Source organism: Spirosoma endophyticum (genome assembly GCF_900112365.1).
In the GTDB taxonomy this organism is placed as follows: domain Bacteria; phylum Bacteroidota; class Bacteroidia; order Cytophagales; family Spirosomataceae; genus Spirosoma; species Spirosoma endophyticum.
This window is the reverse complement of the sequence record NZ_FOLQ01000013.1, coordinates 1-25,157: the sequence shown is the minus strand read 5'-3', so window position 1 is coordinate 25,157 and position 25,157 is coordinate 1. Positions and strand designations below refer to the sequence as shown.

The 25,157-nt window shown below is 46.9% G+C and carries 26 protein-coding genes; 11 read left to right on the top strand and 15 right to left on the bottom strand.

All coding sequences use genetic code 11. The annotated features are described in order from the left end of the window. The first annotated feature begins 218 nt into the window (after positions 1–218). On the top strand, positions 219–1,385 hold the full coding sequence (locus tag BM202_RS25000; protein WP_093831307.1) for a porin: 1,167 nt from the start codon (positions 219–221) through the stop codon (positions 1,383–1,385). Positions 1,386–1,450: 65 nt separating this feature from the next. Continuing rightward, complete coding sequence (locus tag BM202_RS24995; RefSeq protein ID WP_093831305.1) at positions 1,451–2,785, top strand: ammonium transporter; 1,335 nt, start codon at positions 1,451–1,453, stop codon at positions 2,783–2,785. Between the two features lie 380 nt (positions 2,786–3,165). On the opposite strand, the gene BM202_RS24990 is transcribed toward BM202_RS24995, so the two are convergent. Both BM202_RS24990 and mtaB read right to left on the bottom strand, forming a co-directional pair. Continuing rightward, entirely contained in the window at positions 3,166–3,528 is a 363-nt protein-coding gene (locus tag BM202_RS24990; RefSeq protein WP_093831303.1) for a DUF1304 domain-containing protein, read from the bottom strand. A gap of 251 nt (positions 3,529–3,779) precedes the next feature. Continuing rightward, complete coding sequence (mtaB, locus tag BM202_RS24985) at positions 3,780–5,108, bottom strand: tRNA (N(6)-L-threonylcarbamoyladenosine(37)-C(2))-methylthiotransferase MtaB (RefSeq protein WP_093831301.1); 1,329 nt, start codon at positions 5,106–5,108, stop codon at positions 3,780–3,782. A gap of 82 nt (positions 5,109–5,190) precedes the next feature. Between mtaB and BM202_RS24980 the strand changes: the two genes are divergently transcribed. From BM202_RS24980 to BM202_RS24970, 3 genes are all read left to right on the top strand, one after another. Then, positions 5,191–5,883, top strand: coding sequence for a 16S rRNA (uracil(1498)-N(3))-methyltransferase (locus BM202_RS24980; RefSeq protein WP_093831299.1), 693 nt, complete (start codon positions 5,191–5,193; stop codon positions 5,881–5,883). Then, positions 5,880–6,539 (top strand): DUF4159 domain-containing protein, encoded by a 660-nt coding sequence (locus BM202_RS24975; RefSeq protein ID WP_093831297.1) that lies wholly within the window; start codon positions 5,880–5,882, stop codon positions 6,537–6,539. Before BM202_RS24980 ends, BM202_RS24975 begins: the two co-directional genes overlap by 4 nt. A 106-nt stretch (positions 6,540–6,645) precedes the next feature. Continuing rightward, positions 6,646–7,464, top strand: coding sequence for an acyl-CoA desaturase (locus tag BM202_RS24970; RefSeq protein WP_093831295.1), 819 nt, complete (start codon positions 6,646–6,648; stop codon positions 7,462–7,464). A gap of 131 nt (positions 7,465–7,595) precedes the next feature. Here BM202_RS24970 and BM202_RS24965 read toward each other — a convergent pair whose 3' ends face one another. The 3 genes from BM202_RS24965 to BM202_RS24955 all read right to left on the bottom strand — a co-directional run bounded on the left by BM202_RS24965 (position 7,596) and on the right by BM202_RS24955 (position 11,039). Next, positions 7,596–8,123, bottom strand: a complete 528-nt coding sequence (locus BM202_RS24965) for a 5' nucleotidase, NT5C type (protein ID WP_093831293.1) — start codon at positions 8,121–8,123, stop codon at positions 7,596–7,598. A gap of 129 nt (positions 8,124–8,252) precedes the next feature. Further along, a complete protein-coding gene (locus BM202_RS24960) occupies positions 8,253–9,713 on the bottom strand; it encodes a dihydrolipoamide acetyltransferase family protein (protein WP_093831291.1) in 1,461 nt (486 codons plus the stop codon). Positions 9,714–9,785: 72 nt separating this feature from the next. Beyond that, positions 9,786–11,039: a competence/damage-inducible protein A gene (locus tag BM202_RS24955; RefSeq protein WP_093831289.1), complete on the bottom strand. Its 1,254-nt coding sequence runs from the start codon at positions 11,037–11,039 to the stop codon at positions 9,786–9,788. Positions 11,040–11,250: 211 nt separating this feature from the next. On the opposite strand from BM202_RS24955, the gene BM202_RS24950 reads away from it, so the two are divergent. Further along, positions 11,251–12,012, top strand: a complete 762-nt coding sequence (locus BM202_RS24950; RefSeq protein ID WP_394333805.1) for a DUF4197 domain-containing protein — start codon at positions 11,251–11,253, stop codon at positions 12,010–12,012. Positions 12,013–12,068: 56 nt separating this feature from the next. Here BM202_RS24950 and BM202_RS24945 read toward each other — a convergent pair whose 3' ends face one another. Beyond that, positions 12,069–12,452, bottom strand: coding sequence for a group III truncated hemoglobin (locus tag BM202_RS24945; protein ID WP_093831285.1), 384 nt, complete (start codon positions 12,450–12,452; stop codon positions 12,069–12,071). 30 nt (positions 12,453–12,482) lie between these two features. Beyond that, the gene (locus tag BM202_RS24940; RefSeq protein ID WP_093831283.1) at positions 12,483–12,830 is read right to left on the bottom strand and encodes an ArsC family reductase; all 348 of its coding nucleotides are present in this window, start codon (positions 12,828–12,830) and stop codon (positions 12,483–12,485) included. Between the two features lie 165 nt (positions 12,831–12,995). Between BM202_RS24940 and gldC the strand changes: the two genes are divergently transcribed. Both gldC and BM202_RS24930 read left to right on the top strand, forming a co-directional pair. Continuing rightward, the gene (gene gldC / locus BM202_RS24935) at positions 12,996–13,346 is read left to right on the top strand and encodes a gliding motility protein GldC (protein WP_093831281.1); all 351 of its coding nucleotides are present in this window, start codon (positions 12,996–12,998) and stop codon (positions 13,344–13,346) included. Between the two features lie 68 nt (positions 13,347–13,414). Continuing rightward, complete coding sequence (locus BM202_RS24930; RefSeq protein WP_093831523.1) at positions 13,415–14,560, top strand: thioredoxin family protein; 1,146 nt, start codon at positions 13,415–13,417, stop codon at positions 14,558–14,560. A 29-nt stretch (positions 14,561–14,589) separates the two neighbouring features. On the opposite strand, the gene BM202_RS24925 is transcribed toward BM202_RS24930, so the two are convergent. The 4 genes from BM202_RS24925 to ispG form a co-directional block, all read right to left on the bottom strand. Continuing rightward, a complete protein-coding gene (locus BM202_RS24925; protein WP_093831279.1) occupies positions 14,590–15,138 on the bottom strand; it encodes a tetratricopeptide repeat protein in 549 nt (182 codons plus the stop codon). Positions 15,139–15,184: 46 nt separating this feature from the next. Next, a complete protein-coding gene (locus tag BM202_RS24920) occupies positions 15,185–15,547 on the bottom strand; it encodes an MmcQ/YjbR family DNA-binding protein (protein ID WP_093831277.1) in 363 nt (120 codons plus the stop codon). Continuing rightward, positions 15,544–15,732: a DUF6728 family protein gene (locus BM202_RS38325; RefSeq protein WP_093831275.1), complete on the bottom strand. Its 189-nt coding sequence runs from the start codon at positions 15,730–15,732 to the stop codon at positions 15,544–15,546. The genes BM202_RS24920 and BM202_RS38325 overlap by 4 nt, the downstream gene beginning before the upstream one ends. 84 nt (positions 15,733–15,816) lie before the next feature. After that, positions 15,817–17,844, bottom strand: coding sequence for a (E)-4-hydroxy-3-methylbut-2-enyl-diphosphate synthase (ispG, locus tag BM202_RS24910; RefSeq protein ID WP_093831273.1), 2,028 nt, complete (start codon positions 17,842–17,844; stop codon positions 15,817–15,819). Positions 17,845–18,122: 278 nt separating this feature from the next. Between ispG and BM202_RS24905 the strand changes: the two genes are divergently transcribed. Beyond that, complete coding sequence (locus tag BM202_RS24905) at positions 18,123–18,494, top strand: Rcs stress response system protein RcsF (RefSeq protein WP_093831272.1); 372 nt, start codon at positions 18,123–18,125, stop codon at positions 18,492–18,494. A gap of 41 nt (positions 18,495–18,535) precedes the next feature. On the opposite strand, the gene BM202_RS24900 is transcribed toward BM202_RS24905, so the two are convergent. Continuing rightward, a complete protein-coding gene (locus BM202_RS24900) occupies positions 18,536–19,408 on the bottom strand; it encodes a lysophospholipid acyltransferase family protein (RefSeq protein ID WP_093831270.1) in 873 nt (290 codons plus the stop codon). A gap of 176 nt (positions 19,409–19,584) precedes the next feature. Further along, positions 19,585–20,457, bottom strand: coding sequence for a lysophospholipid acyltransferase family protein (locus tag BM202_RS24895; protein WP_093831269.1), 873 nt, complete (start codon positions 20,455–20,457; stop codon positions 19,585–19,587). Positions 20,458–20,672: 215 nt separating this feature from the next. Here BM202_RS24895 and BM202_RS24890 point away from each other — a divergent pair, with 215 nt between their 5' ends. Together BM202_RS24890 and BM202_RS24885 are read left to right on the top strand one after the other, a co-directional pair. Then, on the top strand, positions 20,673–21,239 hold the full coding sequence (locus BM202_RS24890) for a WbqC family protein (protein ID WP_245776776.1): 567 nt from the start codon (positions 20,673–20,675) through the stop codon (positions 21,237–21,239). A 64-nt stretch (positions 21,240–21,303) separates the two neighbouring features. After that, positions 21,304–23,832 (top strand): ATP-dependent Clp protease ATP-binding subunit, encoded by a 2,529-nt coding sequence (locus BM202_RS24885; RefSeq protein WP_093831267.1) that lies wholly within the window; start codon positions 21,304–21,306, stop codon positions 23,830–23,832. A 99-nt stretch (positions 23,833–23,931) separates the two neighbouring features. Here the strand turns inward: BM202_RS24885 and BM202_RS24880 are convergent, their stop codons facing one another. Both BM202_RS24880 and BM202_RS24875 read right to left on the bottom strand, forming a co-directional pair. Continuing rightward, positions 23,932–24,678 (bottom strand): PI-PLC domain-containing protein, encoded by a 747-nt coding sequence (locus BM202_RS24880; protein WP_093831265.1) that lies wholly within the window; start codon positions 24,676–24,678, stop codon positions 23,932–23,934. A 156-nt stretch (positions 24,679–24,834) separates the two neighbouring features. Next, positions 24,835–25,157 (bottom strand): transposase (locus tag BM202_RS24875; protein WP_177236673.1); only part of this gene is annotated, 323 nt, incomplete at its 5' end.

Below are 25,157 nucleotides of genomic sequence, written 5' to 3'. Positions count from 1 at the left end.
GGGAAAGTGTTTAATTGGCCAAATATGTTGAAAAAACGAAAATTACCACCTTTTTCGGGATTTATGTTAGATATAATAGTATAATTTCAACAAAGTTGCACATATATTAAAAATATACATAATTATTTGGGGTTACAGGTTGCGTACAATAATTTTTTAAACAAAATTTGCTTCGACATAAGACCACAGGGAAAGTTGTACTCCACCAAATTATTGCTATGAAAAAAATAGTTTTACTTATTAGTTCTTTGTTTTTAGGTTATGGCGCTCAAGCGCAAGACTCAACGGCTGCTACGCCAGGGAAATTTACCTTCTCAGGCTACATGGACACCTACTACTTTGGCAACTTTAACAACCCGAAAAGCCAGTCGAACTTAGGACTAAACGGTTCTCTCCCCGGTAATGCACGGGCGTTTGACCAGAAAGCGGGTCAGTTTGGTATCGGTTTGATTCAGGCCAAAGCCACCTACACGTCTGATAAAGTTGATGCCGTGATGGATCTGGCATTCGGCCCATTTGCTGATTTAGGCAACTATGGCAATAATGTTGCCCTACTCGGAACGCCTGGCTCGACAGCACTTGCAATCAAGCAGGCTTACATTGTTTTTAAAGCAACGCCTAAACTCTCCTTTACGGCTGGCCAGTTCGGTACCCACATCGGATATGAAGTGATTGACGCTCCGGTCAATTATAACTACTCGCTCTCTAACCTCTTCAATAACGGTCCCTTCTATCACATCGGTCTGAAGGCTCAATACGCATTCAGCGACAGGGCTTCCTTGATGCTGGGTCTGGTAAACAACGTTGATAACATCGTTGACAATAACAAAAAGAAAGGCGTGATAGGGCAATTCTTCTTCTCACCAGTTGCAGGCTGGAATGTGTACCTGAACGGTATTATGTCGAATGAAGCCTCAGCGCCAACCTCTACAACGCCGTCTGTATCGGCAGATGATGCCATGTATCAACTCTACGACCTGACCACTACGTATCAGATCACGTCGAAATTTATGCTTGGCTTGAACGCGGCTACTGGCTCGCAAAAGGGTGATTATCAGAATGCTGGTGGCCCTGCTACGTCGAGAACCTGGGGTGGTGTTGCTGGATACGCAAACTATGCCTTCACCGATAAATTCGGTCTGGGCATACGCTACGAAACATTCGACAACAAAAACGGTGTGCGTGCGCTGACCGATGCCACTGGTGCCGGGGCTAGTGTAAACTCCATTACGATAACGGGCAACATTACAGCCGGTGATGGACACGTATTGCTCAAGCCGGAATTCAGGGTCGATAGTTACTCGGCCAACAAATTCGAGAAAAATGATGGCGCACTGACCAAGTCACAGGCAACGCTCGGGATGGCGGCTATATTCAAATTCTAATCGCCTTACTCACCAGTTTTAACCCAAATTTTCACTTTTAGTACAACAAAAATCCCTTAGTTATCATGCAAAAGCCTTCTTACATTCCTCTAATCATTTTGCTGGTTGTAGCCGTACTTGGCGTACTGCCTGGCTTCAATGGTGTTCCGACACAAATTGTGACGGAAGGTATCAACTCAGGCGATACAGCCTGGATGCTTGTTGCTACTGCCCTTGTATTGTTGATGACGCCGGGTCTGGCGTACTTCTACGGTGGAATGGTGAATAACAAAAACGTTATCTCAACGATGCTGCAAAGCTTCGTCGCGATGGGAGTTATCAGTGTATTATGGGTTGTAGTTGGCTTTAGCCTGGCGTTTGGTACGTCGATTGGTGGTTTCATTGGCAATCCAATGGATCACTTCATGTTCAAAGGCGTGCTGGATGGTAAGCCCTGGTCGCTGGCGGCTTCAATTCCGCTGGTGGTGTTCGCTTTTTTCCAACTGAAATTTGCGGTTATCACACCTGCTCTTGTAACGGGTTCAATGGCCGAACGTATTAATTTCAAGTCTTACGTACTGTTCATGATCTTGTTTAGCCTATTGGTGTATGCGCCATTAGCTCACATGACTTGGCATCCAGAAGGTATCCTTTTCAAGTTAGGTGTGCTTGATTTCGCGGGTGGTACGGTTGTTCACATGTCGGCAGGTTGGGCTGCGTTGGCTGGCGCCTTGTATCTGAAGCGTCGGAGATCGCAAATCGAAGCAAGCTATTTCCCGCCCGCCAACATTCCATTTGTGCTGCTGGGTACAGGTCTGCTATGGTTTGGCTGGTTTGGTTTCAACGCTGGTTCGGCGGTTGGCGCAACACCACTTGCCGCATCGGCTTTCGCTACGACCAACACAGCGGCTGCAGCGGCTGGTTTAGCCTGGGTGCTGTTCGATGCCGCTAAAGGCAAAAAAGTATCGGCCCTTGGATTCTGTATCGGTGCTGTCGTTGGGCTGGTTGCTATCACGCCTGCGGCTGGTTTTGTTACGATCCCGACGGCTATTTTCATCGGTACGATTGGCTCAATGGTATCGAACTACGTAGCACACCTACGTTCGAAATCGACGTTAGACGATACGCTTGACGTATTCCCTTGCCACGGTGTTGGCGGTATGGTTGGTATGCTGATGACGGGCATTTTCGCTAGCAAAAGCGTCAACGCGGCTGTTGTTGACGAAGGGCTGGCTTTCGGTCAAACAAAGTTGTTTATTACCCATATCATCGCCTTAGTGGGTGTGTCAGTTTTCGCCTTTGTTATGTCGTATGCACTGCTTAAAGTAACGGACCTGATTCTGCCACTACGTGTTACAGCCGACGACGAGAAAGTAGGCCTGGACGTAAGTCAGCACGACGAGTTCCTAATTGAAGCGTAAAATATATGTATGATATAGGATCGGGACTGCCCATGCGAAATGGTTCGTCATCGACATCCTATATTATATATCATATACCAATAGAGCCACAGGCATCCTGTCTGGCCGTAATGTCTGACAGCTTTATCTGTGGTTTTGTTGTACTCATGGAGCCGTTCCCACTTGGGGACGGTTTCCTATTTTTAGGGGATATAGCTCATACTACCCATGTTCGATTGTTTGGGGAATTAGGCGCAACGTCAGTAAGACCTACTGTTCCCATGAGGTGAGGAATACAGAGGCCAAAGCGTCCGTGAAGTCCTTTTCCGACATACCGGTTGAGCCTATCGTCAACAGATTTCTCGTGTTCCTGCTTCCTGAGCCCTTTGCCAAACTAGTATTTAAATGAATATGGTAGCGAGTAACGCTAAAATGGCGGGGAGAGCCTGAACATAAAAGATGGATTTTTGGGCTGTTAGGGCACCGTATACTCCCGCTACGATAACACAACCCAGAAAAAAGTAGGCAACGTTGATGCTCCAGGCCGCATCGTCGATCAGCAGTGACCAAAAAAGTCCAGCGGCCAAGAAACCATTATACAGTCCCTGGTTAGCGGCCAGCGCCTTTGTTGGCTCAAATAAATTAGGGGCCAGGGATTTGAAAGTTTTTCGGCCTCTTGTTGTCCACGCGAACATTTCCAGCCACAGAATATAGATATGTTCTAGCGCCACCAGGCCAATCAGAATTTCGGAAAGTAATTTCATGGGTAGGGAGTTTAGTAGGAGGGCAATCTGAAAACTTTTTTTCAGATACGTAGCCGTTTTGGCTTAAACCTTCCGGAGAAAGCAGAGACTCAATATTGTTTACAGCAAGCAATTAATAAACAATAAACCAAAATTGTCCACAGCGCCACGGAGAATACAGAGAAGTAAAAGTTACTGCTTTATCTCCGTATTCTCCGTGGCGCTGTGGACAATTTCGCTTTTTAAGCTTGGTAATGTAAGATTCCCGAAAATCAGTGATGTTCCAGCACAGGTTCTAATTCAGTTACCTCCATTAAGCCTTCAGCATTCACGGAAGTCATGTGTACAGGTAGTGTTTCGTTAATAAGAAGTGGGTCGTACTGCGCCACGACGCGGACATAGTTTTCGGTAAAGCCCTGCATACGTCCGTTCTCAATATCCTCTTCAAATAACACGGTGGCATCCCGGCCAACCTGCGAGTCATAAAACGCCCTTCGTTTCTTGTCCGACAGAATATGCAACATCTTCGAGCGTTCGGCCCGAAGGTGGCCCGGTACCACAGGTTTAATAGTTAGTGCCGTCGTATTTGGGCGTTCTGAATAGGTGAAAACGTGCAGATACGAAATGGGTAGCTCGTTCAAAAACAGATAGGTTTCCTTAAACTCCGTTTCTGTTTCGCCGGGGTGACCTACAATTACGTCCACACCAATACACGCGTGTGGCATAAGTTCCTTGATCTTCTGCACCCGGTCAACGTAGAGTTCACGCTTATAGCGACGGCGCATTAACCCCAGTACCCGGTTGCTGCCCGATTGCAGCGGAACATGGAAATGCGGAACAAACCGTTTCGACTGGGCGACAAAGGCGATGATTTCATCAGTCAGGAGGTTTGGTTCAATGCTCGAAATCCGAAACCGTTCGATGCCGTCGACCTCATCCAGAGCACGTACCAGATCGAAGAACGTTTCCTGCCGCTGGCCATCAACCAAGCCAAAATCGCCAATGTTGACACCTGTCAATACAATTTCCTTGACCCCACGTTCGGCAATTTCGCGAGCGGCTTTCACTACGTTAGCAACGGTGTCGGAGCGGCTTTTTCCGCGGGCTAATGGGATCGTGCAGTAAGCACAAGGGTAATCACAACCGTCCTGCACTTTCAGAAAGGTGCGCGTCCGATCGTTAAGCGAATAGGCCGCATGGTAGTCGACAGCTTCTTCAATCGGTGAGTTGAATACCTGAGCAGGCTGCCCCGTCGGTACTTTCTCGAACGTAGACATGATTTCGTGAAGCCGGAATTTCTCGGCGGCTCCTAATACGGCATCTACCCCCGGAATCTCCGAAATTTCTTTAGGCTTCAACTGAGCATAGCAGCCTAGAATGGCTACGTAGCCGTCGGGGTTAATTTTCTGGGCTTCGCGGACAATTTTCCGGCATTTTTTGTCGGCATTGTCGGTCACTGAGCACGTATTAATAATAAAAATATCGGGTTGTTGATTGAACTCTACACGCTCGTAGCCGTGCGTTTCCATCAATCGGGCTAGCGTAGAAGTTTCAGAAAAATTCAGTTTACAACCGAGTGTATAAAAAGCGACTTTTTTCACAGCAAATAATCTATCCTACAAAACTACAAAATTTTGGTGGGGCGGGTTCAGTTTCGTAAGCAGTTGTACTTTTGTATTACTTATGCATCTATTCTACCAGCCTGCTGCTGTTGAGTACCTAACCGAAGACGATTCCCGGCACGCCATCAAAACGTTACGTCTCCAAATTGGCGACGATATTGCCGTTACCGATGGACACGGAAACCGACATTTGGCCGTTATTAGTACGGTAGATTCCCGACGTTGTTCGTTTCGCATAACTGACACGCAGACAACGGTACCGCGACCATTTTCGGTACGGATTTGCGTGGCTCCAACCAAGAATCTGGACCGTATCGAATGGTTTGTAGAGAAGGCGGTCGAGATTGGAGTCGAGCGAATAAGCTTCTTTTTCGGACAGCATTCTGAACGTCGGGTACTGAAACTGGAGCGGTTGGAAAAGATTGCCGTCGCTGCCATGAAACAATCGTTGCAATCGTTTTTACCCCGGTTGGATGAAGCTCTTCCGTTCGGTGAGTTACTAAAAACTAGTATTGAAGAACAACGTTTTATTGCTCATTTGCCCACCGATGAACCGCCTATTAATTTAGCGAAACGTGCAACTGTAAACGGGCAATATAGTGTTCTGATAGGACCGGAAGGTGATTTTTCGGATAAAGAAATTCAACAGGCTGTTGCTGCCGGTTTTCAGATGGTAACGCTTGGCTCAAATCGATTGCGTACTGAAACGGCAGCTCTAACAGCCTGCCAATTGTTAAACTTCCTGAACGTATGAAAAAGCTGCTTGCCGTACTCTTCATTCTTCATTCAACGTTCCTTATTGCCAACGGCCAGTATGCCTACAAAATCGCTAAGCTGAAATATAACGGCGGGGGCGATTGGTATGCCAACAAAACCTCTTTACCCAACCTGATCAAGTTTGCTAATGCGAACCTGCGTATGAACATCTTCCCCGAAGAAGACATCGTTGAGCCCGGCAGTCCTGACTTGTTTGGTTATCCGTTCGTTCACATGACGGGTCACGGCAACGTAACATTTAGTGATGCCGATGTGCAGAATTTGCGCCGGTACCTGATGTCGGGTGGTTTTTTGCATATTGATGATAACTACGGGTTAGATAAATTTATCCGGCGCGAGATGAAGAAGGTTTTTCCTGAACTAAATTTCATCGAGTTGCCATTTAACCATCCGGTTTATGAGCAGAAGTTCAAATTTGCGGGTGGTCTGCCTAAGGTACATGAGCATGATGCCAAAGCACCGCAGGGGTTCGGCCTAATTTACCAGGGACGATTAGTATGTTTTTATAGTTATGAGTGTGATTTAGGTAACGGCTGGGAGGATCAGAGTGTGTATAACGATCCCGAACCCGTGCGTCAGCAGGCCTTGCGAATGGGCGCGAATCTGCTGCAATACGCCACTACCATAAATTAAGTAAAGTATTATTTGGGGATAGCAAGCCAAACCGGTCGAAAATTCGTTAGTTTTGTAGTAATATTCTTAGTCACGTAGAGTCTTCACCCTTTAATTAATCGCCATTGTGATTGTACTGGCCGCGTTCATTGGGCACTGGTATTTGTCCCTGTTCTGCCAAACGTTCTTTTTACACCGTTATTCAGCCCACAAAATGTTTGTCATGAACAAATTCTGGGAGCGGTTTTTTTATGCCTTAACCTACATATCGCAAGGCTCATCGTACCTAAGCCCGCGTGCGTATGCGGTACTGCATCGTATGCACCACGCCTTTAGCGACACTGAAAGAGATCCACATTCGCCCCATCATACGAAAAATATATTCACGATGATGTGGAAAACGAAAGACATTTATAATGCTGTTCTTCACCGTAAGCAGTCCGTTGAAAAGCAGTTTGACCGGAATTATCCAGAGTGGAGTTTCATCGAAAAAGTTGGCGATTCGTGGGTATCACGTGCTGGCTGGGGTGTGTTCTACAGCATGTTCTACCTATTTGCTTTCCTTTACCTGGATATGCACTGGGCGTTCTTCTTCCTGTTGCCCGTTCACTTTGTAATGGGACCTGTGCACGGTGCTATCATCAACTGGAGCGGCCACAAGTATGGATATTCTAACTTCGATAACCAGGACCAGTCGAAGAATTCGCTGATTCTAGACGTCGTGATGATGGGTGAGTTGTTTCAGAACAATCACCACAAACGACCAAATTCGGCTAATTTCGGGGCTAAATGGTTTGAGTTCGATCCAACCTTCCCTGTAATCGGGCTTTTGCACAAACTGCATATTGTTCGCTTAAGACCATCTGCCGAAGCAAAAAAGGCCCAATTCGAGGTAGGTCATGACCGACGGGTTGAGGTTGAAAAGGAAAAAGAAATTGAGGCCTAGATTTTATACTACATAAAAAAAGCTCCGAATTGATTCGGAGCTTTTTTTATGTAGTGCGGTCGGGCTGGCGTACCAGTGGAAACCCACAGCCTAAGTTTTATCACATATGCCAGCCCGGCTTCACTACTACATTACAACAAAATCGTGGCGATATCCTGCCAGGATTTTGCCCGCTGGAATTCTCGGTCATCGCGATTATGCAGCGCGTCGAAGAGTAAGCCTTTTCCCTGAAAGGTGCGAAGGTTACGAGGCAGATCGTCGATAAGAAAATCGGTATTTAACACGCTTTTGTCGCCCAGAAAAATGTAATTACGCCACGAAATGGCGGGAAAATGTTCCTGTAACCAATCCCACTTTTCACGCAGTGAATTAGGAAATTCCTGAGCTGCCGAAGCGATGAAGACATCATATGTTTTCATGAGATCGGTGATTACATCCTGTGCACCTTCCATTACATTAATATCCCGAAAAAAACCGGGTTCATAAACCCGTTCTGATATAAGCTGGTATTCATTCTCGTCGAATAATTCGTGGAATGACTTCTCTTTCAGTTCATCAAGGGTATAGCGAGGCATGTCGCCTTCCAGATACAATTTAATAAACTTGGCGTGAGTGTCGGCCATCACGTCGTCCATGTCAATGGCAATGCGTTTTTTCATGAGGTTGTCTGACCGCGCGGGCGGCCCCGCCGGTATTTATGTGATTTTATTGACCGACTTTGAATATTGCTTTCTTTGAAAGCCTTGTTTTAAAATCAAAGTCGGTCAATAAAATCATAAAAATCCCGGTCAGAGTTTAAGGTTATTATCAAATTTCTCTAGATAATCGGCTACGCGCCGGATGAATTGACCGCCCAGTGAGCCATCAACCACGCGATGGTCGTAGGAATGGGAAAGGAACATCAACTGCCGGATGCCGATGAAATCGCCCTCCGGTGTTTCGATGACCGCCGGTTTTTTTACAATTGCCCCAAAGGCCATAATCGCTACCTGAGGTTGCAGGATAATGGGCGTTCCCATCAGGTTGCCGAACGTACCAATGTTGGAGATTGTGTAGGTACCACCAGCCAGATCGTCGGCAGTGAGTTTGTTTTCCCGGGCCCGTTTGGTCAGGTCATTCACTTTTTTAGTTAGGCCAACCAGGTTATACTGGTCGGCATTGTGAATAACGGGCACAATCAAATTGCCGCTCGGTAGGGCAACGGCCATGCCAATATTGATCGCTTTCTTTAAAATAATTTTATCGCCGTCAACCGATACGTTGATCATTGGAAAGTCTTTTATGGCTTTCACAATGGCATCGATAAAAATCGGCGTATAGGTCAGATTTTCACCCGTTTGTTGTTTGAATGCGTCTTTAGTACGTGTCCGCCATTGTACAATTTGGGTCATATCGGCTTCCACAAACGAGCTGACGTGAGGGGAAATCTGCTTTGACTCCACCATGCGCTGGGCAATCAGCTTGCGCATCCGATCCATCTGAATGATATCGGCCTGACCATTCAGAGAGCTAGTCGCCGGGGGCATAGGACTTGGTGCTTGGGACTCCGGGGGGATGGGCAAAACCCCTTTCCCACTACCCACTGCCCCTGGTAAATTCCCATCTGTACGGTTGTTGACGTAGACTAGAATATCATTCTTCGTCACTCGGTTTTCGGCACCTGAACCGGGAATCCGGTCAAGCTCATCGCGCGAAATTCCTTCTTCTTTGGCAATTTTCAGAACCAGTGGTGAATAAAACCGATCTGCGAAACTGGTGGATTCATCGGCCAGTTCATTCGCTGATACAGCCACCGCTTTAGGAACATGAACCGCGCGACTGCTCATTAAGGAAATAGTAGTTTCTAAATCGCTAGCTGCCTTAAGAGCTTCTGTATCTTCAGCTACGTCAACAGACTCAGCTTCGGCGGGAACATTTGCTACGTCGCCAATGCCTTTAGGGCTTTGGTCTGCCTCACTGGGTGCGGGCTGAGTAGGTTCCTGTAAGTCTGGCTCTTTTCCTGCCGATTCTTTCGTCTCGATACGGGCAATGGGTGCACCAACCGCAACAACGTCGCCATCGTTTACCAGAATTTCTTTTAGAATACCCGTGTGCGACGCCGGAACTTCAGTATCTACTTTGTCGGTAGCAACTTCCAGTACCGACTCGTCCACATCAACCAGGTCGCCAGGCTGTTTAAGCCAGGTGATGACCGTGCATTCCATTATACTTTCGCCCATTTTGGGCATAACCATATCGATGAGTGCCATCTTTCTAATGATGAATGGTGAATGATAAATGATGAATAGTTATATGCTATAATATTCATAAATCATCATTTATCATTGGTTTAAAACCTCTTCCCGTAGCATATTTAGCAGGTAGTTGGAGGTTAGCTGAATGTTCTGATCCCGGTATTTTCCGAGTTTTAGCAGACGCGTAACAGTGCGTTGTTCGGTAGAGCAGGCAATCCAGATTGTGCCGACGGGTTTGTCCGGCGTGCCGCCGTCGGGTCCGGCGATACCGCTTGTTGCAATGCCAATGTTTGTGCCGAGCGTTTTGCGAACACCTTCTGCCATCTGTTGGATAGTTTCTTCGCTTACAGCTCCAAACAACTCCAGCGTTTCAGGCTTAACGCCCAATTGCCGCACCTTAACGGTGTTGCTGTAACTAACAATACTCCCCCAGAAATAAGCCGACGACCCTGGTACTTTTGTAATTTGTGCCGATACGTAGCCACCTGTGCAACTTTCGGCAATACCCAGTGTGAGATTTTTTTCTTTTAATAGTTGCCCCACAACTGTTTCAATCTCATCGTCATCGAAACCATATACGTTTTTCGTGATGAGTGGCATTACCTTTTCAACTTGTTCGGCCAATTCGTGATCCAGTAGGGTATTGTCCTCGCCAGTGGCTGTCAGACGTAACTTAACGCCACCAAAACTTGGTAGATAAGCCAGTTTAATATGGTCAGGCAGTGCATCCTCCCATGCTTCAATACGTTCGGCCAGAAACGATTCGCCAATGCCGATTGTGCGAATCATTTTATGCTTGATGATGGGCGTCTTGAAGTGACCGGTCAATTTCGGCAAAATCCGGTTCATCATGAGGTGTTTCATTTCGAACGGCACGCCCGGTAACGATACGTATACGCGTCCTTCATACTCAAACCACATGCCCGGTGCCGTACCCCAGTCGTTCTGCATGTAAATGGCATTGGCCGGAAGGTCAGCCTGAGCGCGGTTGAGATCGGTCATTTCGCGGCCCCGCTTTTCGAAGAAGCTGGTTACCAAAGCCAGAGCTTCTTCATTACGTACCACCCCGACGCCAAAATATGTACACAAGGTTTTCTTGGTAATATCGTCTTTCGTGGGACCCAGGCCACCCGTAATAATAATCACATCCGCTCGTTGATGCGCTTCGTGCAGGACTTGCAAAATGGCATCAACCTGGTCGCCAACGGACGATTTTCGCACAACCCGGATGCCAATGTTTGTGAGTTCTGTACCGATCCAGGCTGTATTGGTATCGGTAATTTGTCCGAATAATATTTCGTCGCCGATAGTAATCACTTCGGCACGTATGGTGTTGATCATTCTTGAATTAATAATGAGTAATGAACAATGTATAATGGGCTGGTTAACGCTTCCAAGTGAGGCAATGAAAAAAATATTTAATTGACAATTAGTATGTTATAAATAATTATTCATTGCCCATTATACATTATGCATTCTTTCGAGTCAAAAGTACGAAAAAACGATTTAGAGCCATTGACCGTTATAAAATGGCAACCTGATTAATTCGATCATGAAAAAAAATGTTCTTACAGCCGCCTTGCTGGCTCTGACAATTAGTACAACCAGTTTTGCTCAAGATTCAACGCAGCAGAAGGCGCCTGCTAAAGGTATTTTTGGTAAAGTTCTGGAAGCCGTTACCAATACGTCGGCTGGAACGGGAGGAAGTTTGACGAATACTGATATTGCGTCGGCGTTAAAGCAAGCCCTCACAATCGGAATTGGGAAAGGATCGGATCAGGCATCGGCGCTGGATGGATACTTTAAAAATCCCTTGCTGAAACTTACATTTCCTCCCGAAGCACAAAAGGTGGCTTCAACGCTTCGGCAAATAGGGTTAAACAAACAGGTCGATCAGTTTGAGTTATCGTTGAACCGGGCCGCCGAAGATGCTGCCAAAAAGGCTAAACCCGTGTTTATTAAGGCGATAACATCTATGAGCATCCAGGATGCCGTCGGGATTTTGCGGGGGGAGAAAGATGCTGCAACTCAGTATCTCCGTCGAACTTCAGGTCAGCAGTTGGTTACTGAATTTACGCCGATCATTGATAGTACGTTGAAGAAAAACAACGCGACCAAATATTACAGCGACCTGGTAAATACCTACAACAAGGTGCCGTTTGTGCAGAAAGCAAATCCCAACCTGACTGCCTATGCAACCGGCAAAGCGGTGGATGGGCTGTTTCTGCTGGTTGCTCAGGAAGAAGCCAAAATTCGTGAAAATCCCGCAGCCCGTGTAACTGATTTGTTGAAGAAGGTATTTGGCGGTAAGTAATACGTAGTGCGGCCGGGTTTCTACTGGTGGTTTAGCCCGGCCGCACTATGTAATAATTAACTGTTCAGGTACTGAAGTTTATTATTCCAGACGAGCGCAATCTGTGTCGCTCGTTGTCGTACCTGTTCAGCGGCTTCGCCGGTAAAGTTCTCTGTAATCGTTTCTGAAAACAGCTGTAGCCATCGCTCAAAATGGTCGATGGTGAGCGTATGTTTTTGATTGATAACCAGATGCGGGCGAAAAGGGTGGCCATCATAGGCATTGTTCCCCAGAATCAGCGATTCCCAAAACGCGTACATTTTGGGTAAATGGTTCGACCAATCAACCTGCGCTACGTCGGTGAAAATAGGTCCGATGAACGTATCAGCCTGTACTTTTTTATAAAACGAATCCACCAGAAACCGAACAGCTTCCGGCGAATCCAGCGTTCTTCTGGACATTTTAGTACTCTTTATCGGAAGAACCCCAAATCAGACTAAAAATGTTTCCTCATACAGCTCCGCGTTAAAACCCAGGGCAACAATTCGCCCGTCGGCCTCAATGAGCGGGCGACGAATTACGGACGGTTTTTCGATCATAAGCGCCATCGCACCTTCAGCAGTGGTTGGTTTTTGGGCATCGGGTAGTTTTTTCCAGGTTGTTCCGGTTCGGTTTACCAGGTCATCCCACAGCTTTTGAGTCAGCCAGCGCTCAATAGTTTTTTGATTGATTCCCTGCTTTTTATAATCGTAAAATTGGTAGTCAACACCGTGTTCGCTGAGCCAGACGCGGGCTTTCTTCACAGTGTCGCAATTGGGAATGGCGTATAAAGTATACATAACGTTTGGTTGCTTTCGGGCGAAAGTAGCTGTTTTTTCATCATGTTAATCGGGCTGCGTTGGGCTAAGTTGTGAACCTAACCGATTTAGAATTGTACAGAATAGCGCCTGGTAGATAGAATTGTTTGCGCGACATTTCCGCTAGTGTTCCGTAAATTTGTGTCTATGAAAAAATCAGACATTCACTTTGCGGTCGAGTTAGATAATCAAAATGTTCCCGAAAAAATCTATTGGGAGGCTACCGATAACCCGAACGAGGGCTTGAGCGATACACGGGCCATTGCCATTGCAATTTGGGATCAATACCACAACAGTACCCTCAAAATTGACCTTTGGACAAAGGAAATGGAAGTTATCGATATGAAACGCTTCCTGATTGAAATTATGAGTGGCATCGCCGATACGGCCGTGGGAGCTACTGGTGATCAGCGGATGGCAGACGATATTGAAAACACCTGTCGCGTACTGAGTAAGCGTCTTGAAGAAGAAATCAAACAGCAGCAAAAACAAAAATAACGCACACAAAGCGAGGCTATTGGCTCGTTAACTTGCTGGCGCTTGTTCACGCATCGTCGTTAATTTTTATGAAAAATATTCTTTTGCTACTGCTCGTGGCCAACATGTCTCTTGCTCAAAAGTCGGGAGGCATTCAATTTAAATCAGCCACCGTCGAAAGTGTGTTCCAAGATGCTCGGAGGGCAGGTAAACCGGTGTTTGTGGAGATTTATTCGCCAACCTGTCATACCTGCCAGAGTTTCATGCCTACGCTGGCCGACAGCCGGGTAGGAAAATTTTACAACGATAAGTTTGTCAACACGAAATTAGACATTGCACAACCGGCTACGCGGGCATTTTTAGACAGCCGTCATTTGCTCGTGCCGTCGTTACCGACGTTTCTGTATTTCGATCCGCAGCAAAACCTGATTCACTTCGCTTTGAGCACCAACTCGACCGATGAAGTAATTCGCCATGGAACGAATGCCCTGAATCCGAAGGTACGTAGCCAGACAATGAAGTCGCGTTATCAACAGGGCGAGCGGTCGACCAACTTCCTGATTGACTATGCCATGTATGCCCGCATTACGAACGATACCTTAGCGGGCATTACAGCAATGAACGACTATGCTAAACAGCAATCGCCCGCGACGTTTGCGAATCAGACAAACTGGCTCGCTTTGCAGAAGCTGGTACTGGACTTCGAGAACCCAATGGCTCAGTATATGATAAGTCATATGGATACGTATCGAAAAGCGTATGGAGCCGATCAGGCGAAAAAGGTGGCCGAAGATATCCTGATGTCATCGTTATACAGCAGACGGGGGGAGCAGTTTCCAGTGGCGAAAATTTTGGAGATTCGTCAGGATCTGGTTAAAATCGGGCTAGACTCGAAAGTAGTTGCCAATCGGACGTTATTGCCTGAGGTGAAGGCCTATTTTCGGGCTCGTCAGACGGCTAAGGCCGTCGAGCGTATGGACAATCAGGTAAACTCCAATCAGATGACGGTGCCTGAGTATCTCTATATTTCGCGACTCTTCAATCGGAATAGCCCTGATGCCGTCGATGCGCCGACTGTGGCAAAGTGGATCAATAAAGCGCTTGCCCTGAAGCCAGGTCAGAAAGAGCAGGCGAGTCTCTATTTCGAGCTATCGGAAGCCTATCGTCGGGGTGGTAAAAGTGCAGATGCGCAGAAAGCCGCTCAAAGAGCAACGGAACTGTCGCAGACAAGCTAAGTCTGAACCGGGATTTGATAAAATCCCGGTTACACTTTAACCGGTCTTGTAAACGGCGGTTGGAGTAATAAATGAAATGAGTTCTCATCGCCGAGCGAAACGGCCCGCCGGAGGTCGTTTTCAGCTTGTGGAAGCTGTCGGACCTGAATTCTGGCTAATGCCCGCCAGCGGTAGGCATCGGGTTGTTCATCACGAAAATGCCAGACGGCTTTATCAAACTCCCGAAAAGCCTGTTGAAATTCGTCGGTTTTATAGTAAGCTATACCGCGATCTAAATAGCAGTCAGCCAACGTATTGTCCCGGTTAATGGCCTGGGTTAAATCGTAAATGGCTGAAAAGTAATTCTCCTGAACCAACTGGCATTTACCCCGGTAGGCATAAGCAACAGCCGATTTTGGATATTGACGAACGGCGTTGTCGAAATAGCGCTGAGCTTCCTCGAAATTTCGGTTTGTAACTAAATCAATACCTCGCTGAAATCGTTTCCGGTCTTTATCAGACGACGTATCGTGGTCCATCAGATAGTACCGAATCGTCAGATAGATCACGAATAAAAGACTTAGCAGAACAACTTCCATAACCCAGTCAAGTTTTCTTACCCCTGCGAAATTACAAATTTTGGCCTTAAGCACCTAGCGCATCAAGCTGTGCTTTTACTGCTTTTGGTAAACTTTTTCGAACGAGTTCGTAGGAATGGTCGATCCATTCCTGAACATCGGACCTGCGAACACGACCGTCAATTCTGACTGTATTCCAGTGCGTTTTATTCATGTGGTAACCCGGTGTTACGGCTTCGTGTTCTTCCCGCAATTGAACTGCTTTTTCCGGATCGCATTTCAGATTAATGGTTGTCGGCTGGCTTTCAGTAGCCAGTAAAGCGAACATTTTACCGCCAATTTTAAACACCAGCGCATCACCGCCAAACGGAAACGATTCAGTGACGCCGGGTTTAGCGATGCAATAGTCACGTAACGTTTCGGTATTCATCGGACGCAGTGACGAACGGTATACACTATAACAGCGAACAGAAACATGATGATTGAAATACGGTTGATACCGTGCATCACCTTCAGGTTTGTGCTTGTTGGCTGGTTCGGGTCTGGTTTACGAAAGACCCGTAAGAAATAACTAAAAACGGGTCCAATTTTGAAATAATCAATGAATCTGTTCACCGGCGAATTGATTGATACTATAATATGAACAAAGTGTAATTTAAGTCAGTGCGATAAAGAATAAATTTCACCAGACAATTTTCATTATTCATTCACCAGGCTTGGTTCGAGCCAGCGGTTGTCTTCGCGGATAAGTTCTATCAGCTCATCAACCGCACGATCGGCTGGTACCGACTTTTTGATGACTTGCTGCCCGCGATATAGGGCAATCTTATCCCGCCCGATACCTACGTAACCATAGTCGGCATCTGCCATCTCACCCGGTCCATTTACGATGCAACCCATAATGCCGATTTTAACGCCTTTAAGATGATCTGTACGTTGTCGGATGTGGGCCGTTGTCTCCTGCAAATCGAATAAGGTTCGTCCGCACGATGGACAGGAAATGTATTCGGTTTTGGTAATACGTGTTCGGGCAGCCTGTAAAATGCCAAAAGCTAATCCGTTCAGCGTTTTTAATTGATCAGCCTGCGCCAGCGGACTTGACAACAGAATGCCATCGCCTAAACCGTCAATCAATAAACCACCCACATCGGTTGCCGCGTAAAGTGGTACGTCTTCGGATGGTATCGAAGCGTAACTTCGTTGAATAACAACAGGTGTTGTAAGCCGAGCATCGGACCGTCCCTGATTGATTAGCTCCACAAACAACCGACGCAACTCCGGCATGGCATGCGCGTTGTCGGTTGTGATCAGTAATACAATCGTCTGGTCACTACGTAATGTCGTCAGTAATTCATCTGAAATGTCTGACAAGGCCACCCGTACGAAATTCAGCCGTGGCTGGAGTTGAACGGAGTTTGAACGGGCGTCCAGATACTCCGTAGCTGTCAACAGCGGAAAGACATTTGCCTGATCTGGATTAATCTGCCAAATAGCATAATCGAGAATTTGCTTCAGCCCGTTCGGTAGCATGAACTGGGCTGGATGCGATCCCGTATATATGTAATCAGCACCCAGGTCATTCATGCGCCACTTATCAGGAACTGGCAGGTAAAAATGACCAATTGGATGCAATACGTCGTGATCCGTAACGGGTACACGGCTGAAGTCAGCGATAACGCGCGGTACGTTCTGTCCACCAAAATTGGCAACTTCGTGGGTTGCCCGGCGGGTGTATTGAAATGGATTGATTGGATACGTAGTGATTGCCGGAATGGCTTCGCTGTCTTGTGCCCGATTTGTGTAACGGTCAATTAAGGCCTGGGCAACGGGTGCTTCACGCTCGGGTTCTTCGGTAAGCGAAACACGAACCGTATCGCCAATGCCATCTTCGAGCAAGGTGCCAATCCCCAGCGCCGATTTGATACGTCCATCTTCAGCTTCACCCGCTTCTGTAACGCCAAGGTGTAGTGGGTATGGCTTCAGTCCTTCCTGATCTAAGCGTTGCACCAGTAATCGATAGGCCTGCACCATCACCTGTGGGTTACTCGACTTCATGGACAACGTAATGTTGTAGTAATTCTCGTCTTCACAAATGCGCAGAAACTCAAGTGCCGACTCAACCATACCAACGGGCGTGTCGCCATACCGACTTAGAATCCGGTCGGAGAGGGAGCCATGGTTGGTGCCAATACGCATGGCCGTCCCATATTCCTTACAGATACGTATCAACGGCAGGAACTTGGCGCGAATGCGCTCCAGTTCGGCTGCATAGGCCGCGTCTGTATACTCAATAAATTCGAAGCGCTTGCGGTCAGCGTAATTACCGGGATTGATACGTACCTTTTCAACGATTCGGGCGGCAAGCTCGGCTGCATTCGGTGTAAAATGAATATCGGCTACCAGGGGTGTCATATACCCCTGCGCCCGAAGCCCTTTACGAATATTTTCCAGATTCTGAGCTTCTTTCACGCTCGGAGCTGTAATGCGAATGTATTCACAACCCGCTTCGATCATCCGGATGCTCTGCGCAATGGAACCGAGTGTATCCATCGTATCTACCGTCGTCATCGACTGCACCCGGATTGGATAATCAGAGCCCATTGGCACATCGCCAATATTGACCGTAATGGTTTTCCGACGAATGTACTGAGTAAGCGAAGGCGTATAAAGAACTGGCGAAGCAAGCGCGTTGACCGGTAAAGAAGGAGTAAGCAGCGAATCGAGCATACAAGTATCGGCAGAGCCGTTTGACCAGACAAAGGTACAGAAAAAGCGGTTTTCGTATCCTTGCCTGTATATCTGGAAAACGTTAGGGTTAACGTAAATGTTCGTTTATTAATGGATCAATATAAGGAGAAAGATTGTTGATAATCAGTCTATTGAGTTGAATTTAAAAAACAATGGAATAGAAATGATGTTAAAGTCAGTTATAAAGCTGTCTATCATCGACAACTGATGGCTTTACATAAAAATTTACTACAACCTATTGTTAAATCAGGAATACTATGAAAACCAAGCTATTGAGTGCGTTCACACTTGCTCTATGTATTACAGCTGGAGCTTATGCACAGGACAGCACGTCGATGAGTAAGAAAGAAATGCGTCAGCAGGAAAAAGCTGAACGGAAAGCCCGAATGAAAGAAGATCTCAAAAATACGAGTCAGGCAGCAGGGGAGACGGCCACAGAAGTGGGCAAGGGTATTAAGCGGAAGGCAAAAATAGCGGGTGAAGCAATTGACACCACTGCCCGAAAAGTAGGGGCGAAAGTCAATACTGGACTCGATAATGCATCGGACGCCATTTCGACGGAAGCTCGCAAACTGAAAAACAAACGGGATTCATCGAGGGCGGAAAAGGCGAGAAAAGATTCGCTCTAGAAAGTTTGCTACGTGTGTAAGAGCCGTGATGTATTGCGGCTCTACTCCAGTTTCGCGCCAACCTTTGCATATTTCCCCCGCCAGTGTTTCCAGCGTTTGTGCGACCACAGCCAGTCGGAAGGATGGTTACATATGCTTTTTTCCAGCTTATCGCGATAGCGCTCCAGAATGGCTCCCTGCGGTAAGTCGGCGTAACAAGGTTCGGCAATGAGCGTGAATGTACCTTCATAATACCCCTGACGCAGCCGAATTAATTCCAGAAAAAACACGGGTAAATTACGGCTGCGGGCCAATCGTTCGGTGCCGGGATAAAAGGGCGTGTCGCGGTGCATAAAGTTCATCCAGTGGGCCTGTTCAGGCACATCGGGCACTTGATCGGCTACGAGTGCAATCACGCGGGGAATGTTTCTGCGAGCCACCATTTGACGGGGAAGTAGATTCATGGGTGTCGGTACGGCTCCATGACTGGACCGAACCTCCTGCATAAATTCTTCCATCGCTACGTTGGTGAGCGGTTTGTAGACACTATCGACAGGTATACCAATAACAACCGCTGCCGACGGCACCCATTCCCAGTTACACTGATGCGAGCCAGTGCAGATTACAGTTTGACCAGCATTCAGGAATGCCTGAACCACTTCGGGATTGGTATATCGAAATCGTTTCTGCAATTCACAGGACGAAATAGCCGACATCTTGATCGTTTCGACTAAAATGTCAGTCAGGTTATGATAAAACCCTTTTACAAGAAGCTGAATATCGGCTTGTGATTTTTCGGGGAATGAGAGTCGTAGATTTTCCAGAATTACTTCCCGACGATAACGGATTACATGCACTAACAAAAAGTACAAAATACCCGAAATGCCATACAGGACTTTGAATGGCAAACGGGATAAAAGCCGGAAAAAAATCATCAGAAACTTTGGGTCAACTAGCAAGTTACGGTAACTCGCAAACCTAAAAGTAAGAAGAATACTAGATTAGTTGGTCATAGTACCGTTAGACTTTCCCGAAATAGGGCTGTTTATCTCAAATAAGGAATAATTGTCTATACTAATTGTAGCCTGGTAACTGTAAATTGCCTAAGATTCTACGCCAGTTTGGCACCAACCTTTGCGTATTTTTCTCGCCAGTGCTTCCACCGTTTATGCGACCATAACCAATCTGAGGGTTTGTTACGTATCGTTACTTCGATTAAGTCGCGGTAACGTTCTATTATTGTGCCTAGAGGCAGCTCATCGTAGGGTGGTTCAGCAATGAGCTGAAACTTCACTTCATAATAACCTCGGCGCAGACGTACCATTTCGATATAAAATACCGGAAGCTTTCGGCTACGGGCAAGTCGCTCAGTACCTGGGTAAAAGGGTGTATCGTGGTTCAAAAAGTCTATCCAGTGAGCCTGCTCGGGCACATCGGGCACTTGATCAGATACCATACCAATAAGTCTTGGTACATGCTTGCGCGCCACCATTTGGCGAGGCAAGGTGTTCATTGGCGTTGGGACCGGTCCAAAACTAGACCGGATGTAGCGCATCAGGTCTTCAAAAAACGGGTTTGTCAGGGGTTTATAAATGCTGTCAACAGGGATTCCTCTCAAGACCATAGCTGCAGGAAGCCACTCCCAGTTTCCCTGATGAGACGTCATGCCGATTGCTGTTTGCCCGGCTTGAATTCTGGCTTGCAATACCTCTGGATTAACGAATCGAACACGTTGTTTTACCTGGTCGGCTGTGAGGCTGGGTAATTTGATCGTTTCAACAATCAGGTCGGCCAGATTACGATAAAACCCTCGGGCAATCATCTTGATTTCAGTGGGCGATTTCTCTGGAAACGACAGGTTAAGGTTCTCGAGAACAACCCCACGACGATACCGTATAACATGGAGCAGCATGAAATACAGGAAATTGGACAAACCATAGAGGACTCCCAGCGGTAATCTCGATAGCAGGCGAAAGAATATCATTCAGGGTATATAATGCGTATTGTACAACACGAACGTTTAGCTGATTGATTCCTAAAATTAAAAATTTACAAAAACAGTTGGTGATATTGATTTTTTGCTTTATTTGTGAACGGATATGTTTGTTTTTATTGGAAAAGTACCAGCCAGCGTCCCATTCGACCGGTTTACTCGTTGAATTACACTACTTGCCCTGCTTAGATTATATGTCGGGGCTAATGCAATACGGAGAGGTCCGATTTGAAGCTCACGAGCATTACCAAAAGCAAAGTTACCGGAATCGCTGCTACGTTCAGACAGCCAATAAAGTGGAGGCCCTCACAGTACCAGTGCAGCAGGGAACGCACCACCAACCTATCCGTGAACTTAGGGTAGCCAATGATCAGGCCTGGCAGATGCATCACTGGCGATGCTTGCAAGCCGCATACGGGAAAGCCCCATTTTTTGAATACTACGCACCAGAATTTGAACCAGTTTATCACAAAAGCTGGACATTTTTATTTGATTTGAACTACGAGTTGCTGACAATTTGTCTGAAACTGATGCGTCTAAGGGTATCAATAAGCCTGACAGAATGGTACGATAAGGCCATCCCAGTCGGCCTATTTGACGCCCGGTCGACGGTAAATCCGCGAAATGGCCCGGAAACGTATGTATTCCATAAGCCGGTTGCCTACCCGCAAAATTTTGGCGTTGATTTTGTACCAAACTTAAGTATAATAGACCTGTTGTTTTGCCAGGGACCGTCCGCTTTGGACGTGTTGAAGGCTGGCTTTCGGGAGTGAACAAATCCTTAAAACTCTTCGTTAGGCCAGTAAGTACGCTTACCTAAGGAGAACCCTAAAACGAATGGAAGCAAAATTCTCAAACCGCGTCAAGGAAGTCATCACGCTGAGCCGGGAAGAAGCCTTGCGCTTAGGCCACGACTACATCGGCACAGAGCATCTGTTGCTGGGTATGATTCGTGAGGGTGAGGGTGTGGCGGTCGGGTTGCTAAAAAAACTTGGCATCTCGCTCGACGAACTCCGGGTCACTATTGAACAGGCAACAAAAGGAACAGCCACCAACAACGTCAAGAATTTAGCTAATATTCCGCTGACCCGTCAGTCGGAAAAGACGCTGAAAATTACGTATCTGGAAGCTAAGATTTTCAAAAGCCCGCTCATTGGTACGGAGCACCTATTATTATCGATTCTACGTGATGAAGACAATGTCGCCACGCAGATTCTCAATAAGTTTAACATTACATACGAAGTCATTAAGGAGATGCTCGAATATCAATCTTCGGGAAGCCGTCCAGTGATGGGCCCCGAAACCGACGATGACGACAACGACCGTGGTATGTTTGGTGGCAGCAGCTCCAGCTCAGGTAAAGATCCAAAAGGCACGGAGAAATCCCGGACGCCCGTGTTGGACAACTTCGGCCGTGATCTGACCAAACTTGCAGAAGTTGGCAAACTCGACCCCATCGTTGGTCGTGAAAAAGAAATCGAACGTGTGGCGCAGATTCTGAGCCGCCGGAAGAAAAACAATCCAATTCTTATTGGTGAACCAGGTGTTGGTAAAACCGCTATCGCTGAAGGACTGGCGCTGCGCATCGTGCAGAAGAAAGTCTCTCGGGTGCTGTTTGGCAAACGCGTCGTTACGCTTGATCTGGCGTCTCTTGTGGCTGGTACAAAATACCGGGGCCAGTTTGAGGAACGCATGAAAGCCGTCATGAACGAACTGGAAAAATCGCCGGAAGTAATTCTGTTCATTGACGAGTTGCATACCATTGTGGGTGCAGGTGGTGCGTCGGGTTCGCTCGATGCGTCGAATATGTTCAAGCCAGCATTAGCGCGGGGCGATATTCAATGCATTGGTGCCACAACGCTCGACGAATACCGTCAATACATTGAGAAAGATGGAGCCCTGGCCCGTCGTTTCCAGATGGTTATGGTAGACGCTACGTCAATCGACGAAACCATTGAAATCCTGAATAACATCAAGGACAAATACGAAGATCACCACCACGTTAACTACACCAAAGAATCAATCGAGGCTGCAGTGAAGTTGTCGGAACGGTACATCTCCGATCGGTTCCTGCCTGATAAAGCCATCGACGTAATGGACGAAGTTGGTGCTCGCGTACACATCTCGAACATCACGGTTCCTGAAGATATTCTGAAGCTCGAAGAGCAGATCGAAAATATCAAGAAGGAGAAAAACCAAGTTGTTAAGAGCCAGAAGTATGAAGAGGCCGCTCAGCTTCGCGACAAAGAAAAACGCCTGATTGATCAACTGGACCGCGCAAAACAGGTGTGGGAAGAAGATACCAAAAAGCGTCGGTACACAGTTACAGAAGACAACGTAGCTGAAGTGGTAGCGATGATGACGGGTATTCCGGTCACGAGCGTGTCGAATGATGAGGGCAAGAAACTCATTAACATGGGCGACGAGCTGAAAGGCCGGGTTATTGGTCAACAGTCAGCCATCGACAAGTTAGTGAAGGCTATTCAACGAACACGTGTTGGCCTGAAAGATCCTAAGAAACCAATTGGCTCGTTTATCTTCCTCGGCCCAACGGGCGTAGGTAAAACGGAGCTTGCCAAAGTTCTGGCTACGTATCTATTCGACAAAGATGACGCACTTGTGCGCATCGACATGTCGGAATACATGGAGAAATTTAGCGTCAGCCGACTGGTTGGTGCACCTCCAGGCTACGTTGGTTACGAAGAAGGTGGTCAATTAACCGAAAAAATTCGCCGGAAACCATACAGTGTCGTGCTGTTGGATGAAATCGAAAAAGCACACCCGGATGTATTTAACATTCTGTTGCAAGTGCTTGACGATGGTATCCTGACAGACGGTCTGGGCCGTCGGGTAGATTTTCGGAATACGATCATCATCATGACCTCGAACATTGGGGTTCGTGATCTAAAAGATTTCGGTGCCGGTATCGGTTTTGCCACGAAGAAATCAGCTGAAAGCCAGGACGATTTGATGAAGAGCACGATTCAAAGCGCGCTGCGTAAAGCGTTCTCGCCTGAGTTCCTGAACCGTCTGGACGATGTAATTGTGTTTAACTCGCTGCTACGCGAAGACATTCATAAGATCATTGATCTAATGCTTGGCAAACTGTTGGGCCGTGTAACGAACTTGGGCTATACCGTCGAACTGACCGAGAAAGCGAAAGACTTCCTGGCAGAGAAAGGGTATGATCCGCAATACGGTGCTCGTCCATTAAGTCGCGCCATTCAGCGGTATCTTGAAGATCCCGTTGCAGAAGAAATTCTGAAAGGCGAGCTAAAAGATGGCGACGTAATTTTGGCCGATTACAGCGGTGAAGGCGAAACGCTGACGATCATAGTGAAAAAACCAGAAGCCGTTACAGAATAAAATTAGTAGATTTTCATAAAAAGGGCCGGACGTGAGTTCGGCCCTTTTTTGTTGGAATCCTATTTCTGATAACGTAGCATTCACGAAACGGAAATACGTTTAGCGAATTGCTTTAACTGCTTCTGCTACGTTATCGGTGTTTATTATATCGACACCTAGCTTTTTCACTTGCTTCCAGCCATTAGGCACATCAGGAATAGCCCAGAAGCGAATGGGTTTGCTGTCACTGTGCGCACGTTTGATAACGCGTTTAAGTTTGTCGCGATCTTCATCCGAAATGTCGCCGGTACCGTCCCAGCGTGAATACGATCGAAAGTTGTCACTAATTAGGGCAACACGGCGGAGTGTCTCCTGATCATATACTTCACTGGGTCGCCCATCGAATTGAAGAATTGGGTAATCCAGGTACGTATCAACTTTGGGTCGGTTACCACTAATGATGACTTGAACGGCTTTCGCATTGGCCGATCGGTTAAAGCACATGAGATTTTCCTGCAACAAAGTCAGCAGTTTCGGTAATACATCGGCCGGGTTATCTTTCACGTCAACGACCAAGCTGAATGTGTAGTCACGGTCTGGACTTGGCTTGTCTTTGTTCTGCTGAAATAATTTTGCAATTGGTTTTATATACAGTGAGTCGAGCGTTGGCGCGTTGGCCTGTGGCTTATCCTGCGACACCACTAGCTTGCCATCCTGTAACCAGATGTCGGCTTCTATGAAGTCGGCGCGTTGTTCGTAGGCCTCTACAAATGGACGAGGTTTAGCGTAATCATTGTAGGAATAAATTTTCTGGGCAAAGGCGGCCGACGCCGTCAAAAAGAATATAGCAAGGGTACGTAGTAGCATGATACGTTCGGTTCAGTACCTCGGAGGGACAAGTGATTTAAACGGCTAAAAGTACACTGTCCTGAGACGATTAAAGGTCGAAAAGTTTAATAAATATTCGTGGGCGAAGTAAAAAGCGCCTTTAGCAATAGGTAATGAGTTCTAAGTAATCCTCGCTTATTGGTTTGCATTAAAAGCACTGAAGTTGATGCTTAACTTTCCACCCACATTCGTCAAACAGCGATTCAGGGCATAGGCTAAATCATCATTAGTCAAATAATCCTCGGGCCTCAACCACCCCCCTTTCAGATGTCGCCATAAGGTTTCGGCAAGGTTGAGATGGGGACAGTAGACAGGCAGGAAAAACAAATATAGCCCTCTGGCTTCCCAAATCGGCCGCATCATTTGGATGTAGCCCGCTGTGTGAATCCGGGCATTGTCCAACACAACCACCGTCGAGCGATGAATCAACAACGAAAGCTTATCGAGTTGCTCGCCCA

Bases quoted from the DNA above. Each gene is read 5' to 3' on its own strand.
- BM202_RS25000 (WP_093831307.1), top strand. From the start codon at position 219: ATGAAAAAAATAGTTTTACTTATTAGTTCTTTGTTTTTAGGTTATGGC.
- BM202_RS24995 (WP_093831305.1), top strand. From the start codon at position 1,451: ATGCAAAAGCCTTCTTACATTCCTCTAATCATTTTGCTGGTTGTAGCC.
- BM202_RS24990 (WP_093831303.1), bottom strand. From the start codon at position 3,528: ATGAAATTACTTTCCGAAATTCTGATTGGCCTGGTGGCGCTAGAACAT.
- BM202_RS24980 (WP_093831299.1), top strand. From the start codon at position 5,191: ATGCATCTATTCTACCAGCCTGCTGCTGTTGAGTACCTAACCGAAGAC.
- BM202_RS24975 (WP_093831297.1), top strand. From the start codon at position 5,880: ATGAAAAAGCTGCTTGCCGTACTCTTCATTCTTCATTCAACGTTCCTT.
- BM202_RS24965 (WP_093831293.1), bottom strand. From the start codon at position 8,123: ATGAAAAAACGCATTGCCATTGACATGGACGACGTGATGGCCGACACT.
- BM202_RS24960 (WP_093831291.1), bottom strand. From the start codon at position 9,713: ATGGCACTCATCGATATGGTTATGCCCAAAATGGGCGAAAGTATAATG.
- BM202_RS24955 (WP_093831289.1), bottom strand. From the start codon at position 11,039: ATGATCAACACCATACGTGCCGAAGTGATTACTATCGGCGACGAAATA.
- BM202_RS24950 (WP_394333805.1), top strand. From the start codon at position 11,251: ATGAAAAAAAATGTTCTTACAGCCGCCTTGCTGGCTCTGACAATTAGT.
- BM202_RS24945 (WP_093831285.1), bottom strand. From the start codon at position 12,452: ATGTCCAGAAGAACGCTGGATTCGCCGGAAGCTGTTCGGTTTCTGGTG.
- BM202_RS24940 (WP_093831283.1), bottom strand. From the start codon at position 12,830: ATGTATACTTTATACGCCATTCCCAATTGCGACACTGTGAAGAAAGCC.
- gldC (WP_093831281.1), top strand. From the start codon at position 12,996: ATGAAAAAATCAGACATTCACTTTGCGGTCGAGTTAGATAATCAAAAT.
- BM202_RS24930 (WP_093831523.1), top strand. From the start codon at position 13,415: ATGAAAAATATTCTTTTGCTACTGCTCGTGGCCAACATGTCTCTTGCT.
- BM202_RS24925 (WP_093831279.1), bottom strand. From the start codon at position 15,138: ATGGAAGTTGTTCTGCTAAGTCTTTTATTCGTGATCTATCTGACGATT.
- BM202_RS24920 (WP_093831277.1), bottom strand. From the start codon at position 15,547: ATGAATACCGAAACGTTACGTGACTATTGCATCGCTAAACCCGGCGTC.
- ispG (WP_093831273.1), bottom strand. From the start codon at position 17,844: ATGCTCGATTCGCTGCTTACTCCTTCTTTACCGGTCAACGCGCTTGCT.
- BM202_RS24905 (WP_093831272.1), top strand. From the start codon at position 18,123: ATGAAAACCAAGCTATTGAGTGCGTTCACACTTGCTCTATGTATTACA.
- BM202_RS24900 (WP_093831270.1), bottom strand. From the start codon at position 19,408: ATGATTTTTTTCCGGCTTTTATCCCGTTTGCCATTCAAAGTCCTGTAT.
- BM202_RS24895 (WP_093831269.1), bottom strand. From the start codon at position 20,457: ATGATATTCTTTCGCCTGCTATCGAGATTACCGCTGGGAGTCCTCTAT.
- BM202_RS24890 (WP_245776776.1), top strand. From the start codon at position 20,673: ATGCAATACGGAGAGGTCCGATTTGAAGCTCACGAGCATTACCAAAAG.
- BM202_RS24885 (WP_093831267.1), top strand. From the start codon at position 21,304: ATGGAAGCAAAATTCTCAAACCGCGTCAAGGAAGTCATCACGCTGAGC.
- BM202_RS24880 (WP_093831265.1), bottom strand. From the start codon at position 24,678: ATGCTACTACGTACCCTTGCTATATTCTTTTTGACGGCGTCGGCCGCC.